At 61.6% G+C, this 12,179-nt stretch carries 11 protein-coding genes; 3 read left to right on the forward strand and 8 right to left on the reverse strand.

Annotation, left to right across the window (positions count from 1 at the left end; genetic code table 11):
* The first annotated feature begins 5 nt into the window (after positions 1-5).
* Both EDF70_RS04490 and EDF70_RS04495 read left to right on the forward strand, forming a co-directional pair.
* A complete protein-coding gene (locus tag EDF70_RS04490; protein ID WP_132272109.1) occupies positions 6-1,577 on the forward strand; it encodes an iron ABC transporter permease in 1,572 nt (523 codons plus the stop codon).
* Positions 1,574-2,617, forward strand: coding sequence for an ABC transporter ATP-binding protein (locus tag EDF70_RS04495; RefSeq protein ID WP_132272110.1), 1,044 nt, complete (start codon positions 1,574-1,576; stop codon positions 2,615-2,617). Before EDF70_RS04490 ends, EDF70_RS04495 begins: the two co-directional genes overlap by 4 nt.
* Before the next feature lie 119 nt (positions 2,618-2,736).
* Here the strand turns inward: EDF70_RS04495 and EDF70_RS04500 are convergent, their stop codons facing one another.
* The 8 genes from EDF70_RS04500 to EDF70_RS04535 form a co-directional block, all read right to left on the reverse strand.
* A complete protein-coding gene (locus EDF70_RS04500) occupies positions 2,737-3,693 on the reverse strand; it encodes a zinc-binding alcohol dehydrogenase family protein (RefSeq protein WP_132272111.1) in 957 nt (318 codons plus the stop codon).
* Positions 3,694-3,968: 275 nt separating this feature from the next.
* Complete coding sequence (gene ugpC, locus EDF70_RS04505; RefSeq protein WP_132272112.1) at positions 3,969-5,027, reverse strand: sn-glycerol-3-phosphate ABC transporter ATP-binding protein UgpC; 1,059 nt, start codon at positions 5,025-5,027, stop codon at positions 3,969-3,971.
* Positions 5,028-5,060: 33 nt separating this feature from the next.
* Complete coding sequence (locus EDF70_RS04510; protein ID WP_132272113.1) at positions 5,061-5,882, reverse strand: carbohydrate ABC transporter permease; 822 nt, start codon at positions 5,880-5,882, stop codon at positions 5,061-5,063.
* The gene (locus EDF70_RS04515) at positions 5,882-6,820 is read right to left on the reverse strand and encodes a sugar ABC transporter permease (RefSeq protein WP_132272114.1); all 939 of its coding nucleotides are present in this window, start codon (positions 6,818-6,820) and stop codon (positions 5,882-5,884) included. The genes EDF70_RS04510 and EDF70_RS04515 overlap by 1 nt, the downstream gene beginning before the upstream one ends.
* A complete protein-coding gene (locus EDF70_RS04520; protein ID WP_132272115.1) occupies positions 6,820-8,148 on the reverse strand; it encodes a sugar ABC transporter substrate-binding protein in 1,329 nt (442 codons plus the stop codon). The genes EDF70_RS04515 and EDF70_RS04520 overlap by 1 nt, the downstream gene beginning before the upstream one ends.
* A gap of 68 nt (positions 8,149-8,216) precedes the next feature.
* The gene (locus tag EDF70_RS04525) at positions 8,217-8,891 is read right to left on the reverse strand and encodes a GntR family transcriptional regulator (RefSeq protein ID WP_132272116.1); all 675 of its coding nucleotides are present in this window, start codon (positions 8,889-8,891) and stop codon (positions 8,217-8,219) included.
* 27 nt (positions 8,892-8,918) lie between these two features.
* The gene (locus tag EDF70_RS04530; RefSeq protein WP_132272117.1) at positions 8,919-9,800 is read right to left on the reverse strand and encodes a dihydrodipicolinate synthase family protein; all 882 of its coding nucleotides are present in this window, start codon (positions 9,798-9,800) and stop codon (positions 8,919-8,921) included.
* 143 nt (positions 9,801-9,943) lie between these two features.
* The gene (locus EDF70_RS04535) at positions 9,944-11,725 is read right to left on the reverse strand and encodes a GGDEF domain-containing phosphodiesterase (protein WP_245519036.1); all 1,782 of its coding nucleotides are present in this window, start codon (positions 11,723-11,725) and stop codon (positions 9,944-9,946) included.
* Between the two features lie 158 nt (positions 11,726-11,883).
* Between EDF70_RS04535 and EDF70_RS04540 the strand changes: the two genes are divergently transcribed.
* Positions 11,884-12,126, forward strand: coding sequence for a hypothetical protein (locus tag EDF70_RS04540; RefSeq protein ID WP_132272118.1), 243 nt, complete (start codon positions 11,884-11,886; stop codon positions 12,124-12,126).
* The last annotated feature ends 53 nt before the right edge of the window (positions 12,127-12,179 follow it).

Below are 12,179 nucleotides of genomic sequence, written 5' to 3' on the forward strand. Positions count from 1 at the left end.
TGGCCATGACGTCATCCGTTTCAGATATCGCAGTCCCTCTGGCTCGACACAGGCATCGCCTCGGTGCGTCGTCATGGACGTTTTTGATCGCCGTCGTGGTGGCGCTGCTGGCGCTTGTGCCGCTCGGTTTCGTGATCTGGGCGACCATCGCGACCGGCCCGGAGATGGCCTATAAGCTGATCGCGCGGCCGCGTGTCGGCGCGCTACTCACCAACACCGTGCTTCTCGTGTCGATAACCGTGCCGATCTGTGCCGTGCTGGCGGTGGCGCTTGCTTTTCTGACCGAGCGAACCGACATGCCGGGCAGGCGGCTGTGGGCGTGGCTGTGCATCACGCCGCTCGCCGTGCCGGCCTTCGTGCATTCCTATGCCTGGATCGGGCTGTGGCCGGGCCTGCATGGCCTGCCCGCCGGCGTGGCGATTTCCGTCACCGCCTATTTCCCTCTTCTCTACCTGCCCGTTGCCGCAGCGCTTCGCCTGCTCGATCCGGCGCTGGAGGATCAGGCGTCATCACTGGGGCTTTCGCCACTTGGCGTGTTTCGTCGGGTGGTTTTGCCGCAATTGCGGCTTTCGCTGTGCGGCGGCGCGCTGCTGGTGGGTCTGCATCTACTGGCCGAATACGGGTTGTTTGCGATGATCCGCTTCGACACGTTTACGACGGCGATCGTTGAGCAGTTCCAGTCGACCTATAACGGTGTCGCCGCGCATATGCTGGCACTGGTGCTCGTTCTGTGCTGTTTTGCGCTGATCGGGTTCGAAGCTATTTTGCGTGGACGCAGCCGTTATGCCCGGCTGGGCTCCGGCGTGGCGCGGGTGGCGGGCGTGGTGCGGCTGGGACGCTGGCGTTATGCGGTGATGGCTCTGCCGGCGCTGACCGCGGCCTTTGCGCTCGGCATTCCGGCCTATACGCTCTCACGCTGGCTGATTGCCGGCGGCGCAACAATCTGGCGGATGGACGAGATCGGGCTGGCGCTTTTGCAGACGCTGACGATCTGCGTGATCGGCGGGTTTTTCACGGTGCTGGCGGCGTTGCCCATCGCCTGGCTTTCGGTACGCCGGCCGGTCAGATCCAGCCGGCTGGTGGAGAGCTGTTATTATCTGGCGAGTGCGATGCCGGGCGTCGTGGTGGCCTTGGCGCTGGTAACCGTGACGGTGCGGGTGGCGCTGCCGCTTTACCAGACCGTTGCGACGATCACGCTCGCCTATGTCATCATGTTCCTGCCGCGCGCGCTGGTGAGCCTTAGAACCAGCATCGCGCAGGTGCCGGTGGAGCTGGAACAGGCAGCCGCCAGCCTCGGGCGCTCACCGGCGCGGGCGCTGATGGCGACCACGGTGCGACTGGCGGCGCCGGGGGCTGCGGCCGGCATGGCGCTCACCTCGCTCGGTATCCTCAACGAGTTGACGGCAACACAGATGCTGGCACCGAACGGCACGCGCACGCTCGCCATGGCCTTCTGGGCGCTGTCGAGCGAGATCGATTATGCCGGTGCCGCGCCTTATGCGTTGCTGATGGTGGTGTTTTCACTGCCGATGACATGGCTTCTCCATCATCAATCCAGAAAGATCGCAGGCCGATGACATTTTTGCAGGTACGGGGTCTGCGCAGGCATTTTGGCAGCGTTGCGGCGCTCGATGGGGTCGATCTGACGGTGGCCGCCGGCAGCCGCACGGCGATCGTCGGGCCGTCCGGCTGCGGCAAGACCACGCTTCTGCGGATGATCGCCGGTTTCGATGTGCCCGATGGTGGTTCGATCACAGTGGATGGCGTGCTTCTTGCGGATGAACAGATGCAAGTGCCGGCGCATAAACGCGGCATCGGGCTGGTGGCGCAGGATGGCAGCCTGTTTCCGCATCTGACGGTGTCCGACAATATCGGTTTCGGGCTGGAGAAGAATTTTGCCGGCCGCGACGCCCTGATCGATGAACTGATCGACATGGTGGGGCTGGAGCGCTCGATGCTGTCGCGCAAGCCGGAACAGCTTTCCGGCGGCCAGCAGCAGCGCGTCGCGCTGGCGCGGGCGCTTGCCCGCAAACCGCGGTTGATGCTGCTGGACGAGCCGTTTTCCGCGCTCGACACGGGTTTGCGCGCGCAAACGCGGCGGGCGGTGACGGAGGTGCTGGCGGCAGCCGGCATCACCACCATTCTCGTCACCCATGATCAGGCAGAAGCCTTGGCCTTCGCCGATCAGGTGGCGGTGATGCGCGGCGGAAAGTTTGCGCAGGTGGGCAGCCCACGCGACATCTATGCACGGCCGGTGGATGCGGCCACGGCGCGGTTTTTAGGGGAGGCGATCGTGCTTCCGGCGGAGATTTCCGATGGTTTCGCGGAGTGTGCGCTGGGCCGTGTGGCGGTCGATGGCGGTGCGAGGTCGGGCACAGCGGAAATCATGGTGCGGCCGGAGCAGATCGAGGTTCTGCCGTTCCATGAGGGGGCCGAGGGCGTTGCAGGGATTGCTTCGCAGATCGATTTCTGTGGGCCGAGTTATGATGTGACGATCACCACCGAAGGACCGCAGCCGTTTGTGATGCGGTTGAGCCTGCCGAGCCGGAATATTTTAGGCGAGGGGGATCGGCTGCGGCTGCGTGTGGCGGGGAAGGTGCATGTGTTCGGGGGGTGAGGCCGCGGCGGCTGGTCGTCAACTGCCGCTGGTCCCGATGCAAATACACATTGAGCGCATCGCGGTTCCTGCTGATCGTTTCCGAGCGTCGAAATCCGCGATGCCTTTGCCGCTGAAAATCAGGGCGTCATCAATACACGGCCGATACGGCCGCGTTCTTCCGCGCGACGATGTGCCTTTGCGGCTTCCGTAAGCGGGAAAGTGGCGTCGATCGGAATTTTCAGATCGCCGGATTTTGCCATTTCGAACAATTCGGTGATCAGCCTGCGTGGTTCCTCATCGCCCATTTCCGGGCCGAGAAGGCAACCGATGACCGTCTTTCGATGCTTCAGAAGGTCGCCGGCATCGATCATCGTGTTGCGGCCGCCGAATACGCCGATCAACACGGCATTGCCGCCATCCTTCAAAACGCCGAGCGCATCGACCAGGGCGTCGCCGCCGATCGTATCGATGATGACATGGACCTCATTGCCGCCGAGCAGGGTTCGGATCTGCTCGCTGGCTGTCTTTTCGCCGACGACTATTGCGTCGTTCAGGCCGTATTCGCGAATGCGTGCCAGCGATTCCGGCCGGGTGCCGGTGCCGATGACACGGGCGCCGAGCCCGGCGGCTAGCTGAACGGTCGCAAGACCGACGCCACCGGCAGCACCAAGGACAAGAACCGTCTGACCGGGTTTGGCCTTCGCCAGATGCAGCGCCCAGGCAGCGGTACCGGGACCGACCGGAATGGTCGAAGCGACGCCAATGTCGAGACCATCCGGAATGGCAAATGTGTTACGGGCCGGGGCTGCCCGCAGTGCGGCATGCGACCCTTTCCAATGGAAGGTCGTGACCTTCTGGCCGATGGCAAAGTTGGTGACGTTCTTTCCGAGCCCGACGATTTCACCGGCGGCGGCATAACCCGGCACTTCGTTTTTCCCCGGCGTCAGATCGCGCCGGCCGGCCAGATCACCACCTTCGATGCTGATCGCCTCGACCCTGATGAGAACCTCGTCATCGGCCGGGACCGGATCGGCAATGTCTTCGTAGTGCAACACATCGGGGGGGCCGGGTTCGTGATAAATTACCGCTTTCATGAAGTCATGTCTCCTGTCGTATGGGATGCTCGACGGAGAGCCGGATGCTGCAGACCCGGCGCTGGCCGTCCTGCATCCATATAGCCACGCGGTGGAGTCACTTTTAGACGTGACGGGAGCGAAGGCGCAATAAACGAAGCGGAATGCTGTTTCGTGACCTGCCCGGAAGACCCCTGTGCGTTCAGGGGGAAGCGGGTTTTGCGCTTTCGCAATGACGGCCGCGCGCGAAATGCGCGCGGCTGGTCACGGGAAATTGCCCCTTGTCCGTTCCAGCATCACACCCTCGCCCCACTCGCCTTGTCAAACAGATGCGCCTTGCCGGCATCGACCGTAACACCGATATCGTCGCCGAAGCGGATGTCGAGGCGTTCGCGGAACAGGCAGGAGATCTGCTCGTCGTGGCTCAGCACGCGGGCAAAGATTTCCGAGCCGGTGCCTTCGACGATATCGACGCGGCCGGCAATGCCGTTTGCATCGGCGCGGATATGTTCCGGGCGGATGCCGTAGACCAGCTTGCGGCCGCCGAGTTTGGCGGTGTCAGCGCCGGGCGGCAGTGGCAGGACGAGGCCCTTGTCGCTGCGGAACACGCCTTCCTCGATCTTGCCATCGATGAAGTTCATGGCCGGCGAGCCGATGAAGCCGGCGACAAAGAGGTTGGCGGGGCGGTCGTAGAGGTCGAGTGGCGCGCCGACCTGTTCGATACGGCCATCCTGCAGCACGACGATCTTGTCGGCCATGGTCATCGCCTCGATCTGGTCGTGGGTTACGTAGATGATCGTCGTGCCGATACGCTGATGCAGTGCCTTGATTTCGGCGCGCATCTGCACGCGCAGTTTGGCGTCGAGGTTGGAGAGCGGTTCGTCGAACAGAAACACCTGCGGATCGCGCACCAGCGCGCGGCCCATGGCGACGCGCTGGCGCTGGCCGCCGGAAAGCTGACGGGGGTAACGGTCGAGCAGTTTTTCGAGGCCGAGAATGGCGGCGGCGCTTTCCACCTTGCGGCGGGTCTCGGTGGCATCGGCCTTCTTGAGTTTCAAGGCGAAGGCCATGTTGTCGGCCACCGTCATGTGCGGATAGAGCGCATAGTTCTGAAACACCATGGCGATGTCGCGGTCGCGGGCCGGCAGGTGCGAGACCTCGCGCGGGCCGATGCGGATGGCACCACCCGAGATTTCCTCAAGACCGGCGACCATACGCAGCAGCGTGGATTTTCCGCAGCCGGATGGGCCAACGAGGACGACGAATTCGCCATCGGCAATATCGACGCTAAGACCGTTGATGACTTCGACGGCGCCAAAACGCTTTTCGATGTTCTGGATGTTGACTGTAGCCATGGGTGAAAATCCTCCCGATTTCCAATTGAGTTTTCAGCCGCCCTTGACCGCGCCGGCGGTGAGGCCCGCGACGATCTGTTTCTGTGCGAACATGGTCAGCACCAGAACCGGCAGGGTGACGATCAATGCGGCGGCGGCGAGCGGCCCCCAGCTGACCTGTTCGAAGGACAGCATGTTGTAGACGGCGACCGGTAGCGTGCGGGTCTCGCGGCTGGCGAGCACGATGCCGAAGACAAAATTGTTCCACGAGAAGATCACCGCCAGGATGAAGGCGACGACGATGCCGGGTTTGGCGATCGGCAGCGCCACGAGGCGAAAAACCTGCCAAGAGGTGGCGCCGTCTATGCTGGCGGCTTCTTCCAGTTCCTTTGGTGTCGTCTCGAAATAACCTATCATGATCCACACGACGATCGGCACGGTGACGACGAGATGGATGATGATCTGCGGCAGCAGCGTCCCGAGCAGGTTCATCCATTGGAACAGCAGGAATAGCGGAATGAGGAAGGATAGGCCGGGCGTCATGCGGGCGATCATGATGACCATCGCGGCGCGCTCCGCCTTCAGCCGCGCGATGCCGTAGCCGGCCGGCACACCGATGATCAACGCGAGCAGCGTGGCGGCTCCGGTGACGAGGACCGAATTCCAGAAATAGAGAAGAAAGTTGTTCTCCTCGAAGACCTTTGCGTAATTCGACCAGGCGACGCGTTCGGGGATCAGGATTGGCGGATAGGCGCCGTTGTCGATCTCGAATTTCAGCGATAGCGAGATCATCCAGATGAAGAACAGGATGACAGGCGAGATCATGATGAAAGCGGCGAAGAACAGGCCGATACGGTTCCATACACGATAGGTCATCAGCGGTCCTCCATGTCGGACCAGTTGGTGCGGGCGCGAACCATCATCAGCACGAAGGACAGCGCCACGATGACGACGAAGAACACGACGGCCATGGCCGATCCGTAACCGATGTCGTAATAGGCAAAGGCGGTGTTGTAGAGGTAGATGTTGATGGTTTCCGACGCCGTGCCGGGCCCCCCTTGCGTCATCGCGTAGATGATGTCGAAGCTTTTGACCGCATCGATGGAGCGAATGATGACGGCGATCATCAGGAAGGGCGCGATCATCGGCAGTGTCAGGTACCGAAACTTCTGCCAGGCATTGGCGCCGTCGATTTCGGCACTTTCGTAAGGTTCGCGTGGAACCGCGGCGAGACCGCCGAGCACGATCAGCATGATCAGCGGTGTCCATTGCCAGGTCTCGACCAGAACCAGAGACGGGATGACCGTCGACTGGTTATAGATCCATTCCTGCGCGCCGATGCCGACCAGCGACAGAAGATAGTTGAGAACGCCGAGCTGCGGGTGGAACATCATCGTCCAGACCAGCGCGATGGCGACCGGGGTCGCCATCATCGGCATGACGAACACGCCGCGCAAAAAACCGCGCAGCGGGAACTGGCCGTCGAAAACGAGGGCGGCAAGCGTTCCGAGAAACAGCGGCGCCACGACCGATAGAACGGTGTAGATCGCCGTATGCCACATGCTTTCCCAGAACCGCATGTCGCCCGCGAGCCGGACATAGTTGTCCAGCCCGATGAAGGTCTGCTCCTGTCCCAAGGTCCAGGAATTGACGCTCATCCAGAGGGTGAACACCCAGGGAAAAACGATGACTGCGCCGATGACCACCAGGGCCGGGACGACGAAGGGCCAGTAATTGGGGGCAAGCCTTGGCGGCTTCACCCCTTTTTCTGTCACGGCGTCTGCCGCGGTCGTATCAACGGTCACGGAAGCCATTATCCCTCGCTGCGTGCCAGAACCGGTGCGAACTGTTCGCCGGCCTTTTTCAGCTCGGCTGCCGGATCTGCGCCGCCGATCATGTTGGTGAGCGCCACGCCATAGATGTCGCGGAACTCGGTGACGGGGATGATGACCGGCAGCGCCAGCTGCGAAACCTTGCCGGAGGCAACCACGGCATCCACCCATTCTCCCGGCATGGTGACGCCTTCGCGCACCTTGGCGTCGTCGAGGATCGACTGACGATACGGCACGCCGGCGCCGGCCTGCAGCAGATGCGCCCCCATTTCATGGGAGATCGCCCATTGGCAGAAGAGGTAGGCGGCTTCCTTCTTGGTGCTGGCGGCGGTGACGCCGAGGCCATCGCCGAACGTGCCGGCGGCCTGCGCTGCCGGACCCTTCGGGATGACGCTGTAGCCGGTCTTGCCGACGACGCGGGATTTTTCCGGGTTTTCGATCGGCGGGGCAAAACCGACGCCATCGAACCACATGCCGACCTTGCCCTGCAGGAAGGCGGATTGTGCCTCGGCCCAGTTGAAGCCGGAGACACCGACCGGGGCGGCCTTGGTCATCAGCGTCTGGTACATTTTTGCGGCTTCGACGGCTTCCTTGCTATCGCTGGCGATCTTGCCATCGACGATCGGGGTCGCACCGTAACCCAGCATCAGCGAGGTCCAGACCGGCGTGTTGGCATTTTTTAGCCCACGCGCGACGAAACCGAACGTATTGGTGGATTTGTCCGTCAGTGCTTCCGCCGTGGAAACAAGTTCCTCGAAACTCTGCGGATATTTCAGGCCCTTGGCGTCGAACAGTTCCTTGTTCCAGTAGACGATCCAGTAATCGACGGAGAAGGGCAGGGAGCGCAAAGTGCCATCGGCATCCTTGGCGAATTTCAGCCCGGCTTCGGCAAAGTCGCCCTCGACCATGGATGGGTCGGTGAGGCTCGGATCCTTGAAGAAACCGGAAAGGTCGGCCAGCCATTTGCCCTTTTCATACTGGCGTTTCTGCACATGGTAGCTCAGGTGCACGACGTCGAAGCTGGGGCGGCCGGATGACAGTTCGATCGTGGTCTTCTGGCGCTGCTGCTGTTCGGGCGTGGCTTCGGCGTTGACCTTGATGCCGGTCAGCGCCTCGAAATCCTTCAGGTATTTCAAGAGAATTTCGCCGCGCGGGCTTTTGACGAGGTTCACTTCCAGCGTTGTGCCGGCAAAGCGTTTCCAGTCGACTGCGGCAGATGCCGGGCGGGCGCCGACAAGGCCTGCGGCACTAAGCGCTGCGGAACCTGCCAGAAAATTGCGGCGGGTCGGGGTCCAGAGTGATGATGTCATGATGTCCTCCTCCAAGGTTTACCGGGATCTCCTCATCCCGGCTCATGAACGTTGAAATTCTGCTTGTCCTAGATCCTGAGGGCGCGGTCCCTCGCATGTCCGATATGCTTGACGAGTGCTGCGACCGCATCCTCGGCGGAACGACGCTCGATGGCTTCCAGAACGGTCATATGCTCGCCCATGACCGAGGCGACGCGGCCGTTGATGCGAAAGCGTTCCTGGTTGATCAGCCGCATCTTGATCGAGTTGACGCGGTAGACATTCGAGATGATGCGGTTGCCGAGCGCATCGATGAAAGCGTCATGCATGCCCCAATCGACCGCCTGCGCTTCCGCCTCCAGTTCCGGCGTCTCGTTTCCGGCAGCAACGGCTGCGGCAAGCTCGCGGTGCTTGGCGATCATCCTGCCGACCAGTTCGTCGGATGCCGAAGCCACGAACAGCGCGACCGCCTCCTTCTCCAGAAACAGGCGCAGCTGAAAGGCTTCCCGGATCAGATGCAGATCGATATGGGCGATCTGCAATCCTCGCTGCGGCACCGTCTTGATCAGTCCCTCGGCCTCCAACCGCGGGATCAGTTCACGGATGGCACCGAGCGGCAGGCCGGTCAGTTCGACAAGCCGGCGCTGCGACACGAACTGGCCAGGCCGAACGTCACGCGCCAGCAGGTGCCGGGTAAAGCTCTCGTAAGCCTTTTCCCGAAGCGTGGGTTCTTCAACCTGCTGGTCGTCATGCCGCGTGGCCATTGCTGTTCCGGTTTTCCTTGTTTCTGCTCAGGCCGCCTTGGTGCGAAAAAGTCCGTCGAAGACATTGCCGAGCTGTTTTTGAACGTCGGTCGATATAGAAAGCAGGGGCGCACGCACCGCAAGCCACTTTTCATCGCCAAGTTCGCGCGCCACCATGGCCTTTACGGCGGGCGTGACCGGATGTTTCAGGAGTTCCACCACGAGTTCCACGACACGGGCGTCCTCACGGCCTTCATTGGCCATGGCGGCAACTTCCGGTGCGGCGAAATTGGCAACGCCGGAAATGGCGCCTTGTCCGCCCAAGCGCACACCCTGAGCCAGATGGCGTTCGTCGCCGATCAGGATGATCAGGTCTGAATGATCCTTCAAGAGCGCCTGTGTGTGCGGCCAGTCGCCGCCCGAATCCTTGACGCCCGTGACGATGCCCGGAAACGCCTCGCGCAGCCGCGCCACCAGCGGCACGCTCAACGTTACCATGGTGACGGATGGGATGTTGTAGACGAGGATGTCGCGGGCCTTGCTGCCAAGCAACGAGAACACCCGCGAGAACCAGCGGAACAGGCCTTCGTCGCTGACATTCTTGAAATAGGAGGGCGGGGCGAGAAGGATGTTGCGCACGCCGCGGTCGAGCGCCTGTCCGGCCTGCTCGGCTGCGTCTTCTGCCGAATCCACCAGCACGCCGACGACGATCTGCTCAGGCGCCACGCCGGCGCTAAGGATCGCCGAAAGCGCGCGCTCGCGTTCCTTCGTGCCGATTGAAGAACCTTCGCCTGTGGTGCCGAACAGGGTGCAGCTGGTGCAGCCGGCGGCAAGACTGCGCTTGGCCTGGGCGATCATCATGTCGAGCACGATGTCACCGTTTTCGTCAAAAGGGGTTGTCAAAGCGACGGAAAGACCGAAGCGGCTCATGAGTGTCTCCTCCACTGATTTCTTAGTGGTAGGTGACTAACATGTCAGTTGTCAACTGATGAGTTGCGAGAGGCGTCGGAGACCCTCGGCGAAGGCCTTGCGGCGCTGGAAGGCTCGATCTTCTGGGGTGCGTCTGTGCCGAGTTATCGGCGCCCGGCCGACTTTTCCGTGTCCGTCTGTTGCGGCGACAGGCGTCTTGCCACCATCTCGGCGGGTTCGGGTCGGCCGAAATGATAGCCCTGGAAAAGGTCACAGCCGAGGCGGCGCAGGGCCTCGGCGTGTTGTTTGGTTTCGATACCCTCGGCGATGACGCCGACTTTCAGCGCCTGCGCGATCTGGATGATCGATTTCAGGATACGGCGCTGTTCGACGGAAACGACGACGTCCTTGACGAGATTGCGGTCGATCTTCAGCCGATCCGGGCGGATTTTCACAAGGCCGAGCAGGGAGGCGTGGCCGGAGCCGAAATCGTCGATTTCGATATCGATGCCGAGCGTACGCAACGCCCGGATACGGTCGAGGATCTCGTCGGAGGATTCGTCGAGGAAGATGGTTTCGACCAGTTCGAACGCGATGCCGTGGAAATCCGCACGTCGCCGCTCCAGTTCGGCCAGCAGTTCGGCGTCGTGAAGCCGGGTTGCAGATACGTTGACGGCAATACGTGGTACGGAAAATCCTTCGGTCTGCCAGCGTTCACGGTCTTCCAGAACCCGGTCGAGAACAGTGGCGTCGATGCTGTTGGCAAGACCCGCCTCCTGCGCAATGGGCAGGAATTCGAAAGGTGACAATAGACCGCGTGTCGGATGGTTCCAACGCACCAGCGCTTCCAGTCCGGTGATGGCACCGGTTCGGGCATCGATCTGGACTTGATAATGCGGCACGACTTCCCGCCGCTCCAGCCCGCCCTGAAGCTCTGCGGCCAAGGTGCGCCGGGCCAGAAGTTCGTCCTTGAGAGCGGGATCAAAAAACGCGATGCGGTTTCGGCCGAGCCGTTTCGCCTGATAAAGTGCAACATCGGATTCGGTGAGAAGGTTGGCGCCGGGGCGGGCGTCCAGCGTATAGCCGATGCCGATCGAGACGCCCGAACGCAAGATGTCGTTGCCAAAGGTAATTGGCTCTCCAAGTGCCTTCTGCATGCGTCTTGCGATCTGCTCAAGCTCCTGCGTCGTGGCGAAATCGGTCAGCACGATGACGAATTCATCACCGCCGGTGCGGGCCGCCACGGCATTGGCAGGCGCGGCACCGATGATGCGTGACGATGCCACGCGCAACACGTGGTCGCCGGCACCATGGCCGTGGCTGTCGTTGATCTGCTTGAAACGGTCGAGGTCCAGATGCAGCACGGCAAGCGACCGATAGCGGCCGTCTGCCTGCAAGGCGCGCAGTCGGGCGTCAAAGAAATTCCGATTTGGCAGGCCGGTCAGATAATCATGCTGGGCTGCGTGTTCGATCTCGGCATAGCTGTCGGCGAGTTCGCGGGCGCGCTCTTCCAACTGCACCTTCTGGCTTTGCAGCGCGTGGTGTAGCACGACATCGTCGGTCACATCCCATTCAGCGCCGATCACCGAGGGTTCGCCTTCGTCGGTGAGGTAATAATGGCCGCGTGATCGCAGGTGCCGGACCTCGCCGCCGGGCAGCACGATGCGGAACTGCGAGTCATAATGTCCGTGGCTGGCTATGGCTTTGTCGAAATCGGCGTTGGCGCGCAGCATGTCATCGGGATGAATGGCATTCTGCCATGCGTCTGCAGAGACCCGTCTTTCGGTGCGCCCGGTGCGATATATCCGGTGCATCTGGGCATCCCATAGCAGTTCGTCGCGTGCGAGATTGTGCTCCCAGACGCCCATCTGAGATGCGTCGAGCGCAAGTTCAAGCCTGCGGAAGAGATCGCGATACTCGCGCGTTGTCGATGGAGATTTTGCCACTGCTGTCCTCGAATTTCGAGAATATAGTAGGGCTTGCTTATTAACGTAGTGTTTGTATCGGCAAAATCTTTCTATCACTCGGTTTTCCGTCTCTGCGGAACATCCTGCGGGCGTTCGCGGTTGGAAAAGGGATGCCAGGCAATTTTGAGGAGGCTGTCATGCCGGGAACCAACGACATCGTCATGTTCGTCGCTTTTGATCGCAATGCGCGCGGCGAGACCATTCCGGCTTTTACGCCAAGGCAGGCAACGGACGAGGCTGAGGCAGTAAATGCCGTAGAAATACTGGGGGCTCGCCACGCCGGAGCCGTGGCATGGCGGCGGGAATCACTCCCGGCGATCGGCGAAATAGGCGAGCCTCGTATCATTGCCAAGCGCGGCGCCGTGGGTGATTTCGGCTGATTTTTACGCTTTATTGACCATGCTGACGCATTAGTTGGTGCTAAATGAGGCAA

Source organism: Neorhizobium sp. JUb45 (genome assembly GCF_004343585.1).
Lineage (GTDB): Bacteria > Pseudomonadota > Alphaproteobacteria > Rhizobiales > Rhizobiaceae > Neorhizobium.

Coding starts and splice junctions, on each gene's coding strand:
- ugpC (WP_132272112.1), bottom strand. CDS start 5,027: ATGGCTACAGTCAACATCCAGAACATCGAAAAGCGTTTTGGCGCCGTC.
- EDF70_RS04525 (WP_132272116.1), bottom strand. CDS start 8,891: ATGGCCACGCGGCATGACGACCAGCAGGTTGAAGAACCCACGCTTCGG.
- EDF70_RS04510 (WP_132272113.1), bottom strand. CDS start 5,882: ATGACCTATCGTGTATGGAACCGTATCGGCCTGTTCTTCGCCGCTTTC.
- EDF70_RS04490 (WP_132272109.1), top strand. CDS start 6: ATGACGTCATCCGTTTCAGATATCGCAGTCCCTCTGGCTCGACACAGG.
- EDF70_RS04500 (WP_132272111.1), bottom strand. CDS start 3,693: ATGAAAGCGGTAATTTATCACGAACCCGGCCCCCCCGATGTGTTGCAC.
- EDF70_RS04520 (WP_132272115.1), bottom strand. CDS start 8,148: ATGACATCATCACTCTGGACCCCGACCCGCCGCAATTTTCTGGCAGGT.
- EDF70_RS04515 (WP_132272114.1), bottom strand. CDS start 6,820: ATGGCTTCCGTGACCGTTGATACGACCGCGGCAGACGCCGTGACAGAA.
- EDF70_RS04540 (WP_132272118.1), top strand. CDS start 11,884: ATGCCGGGAACCAACGACATCGTCATGTTCGTCGCTTTTGATCGCAAT.
- EDF70_RS04530 (WP_132272117.1), bottom strand. CDS start 9,800: ATGAGCCGCTTCGGTCTTTCCGTCGCTTTGACAACCCCTTTTGACGAA.
- EDF70_RS04495 (WP_132272110.1), top strand. CDS start 1,574: ATGACATTTTTGCAGGTACGGGGTCTGCGCAGGCATTTTGGCAGCGTT.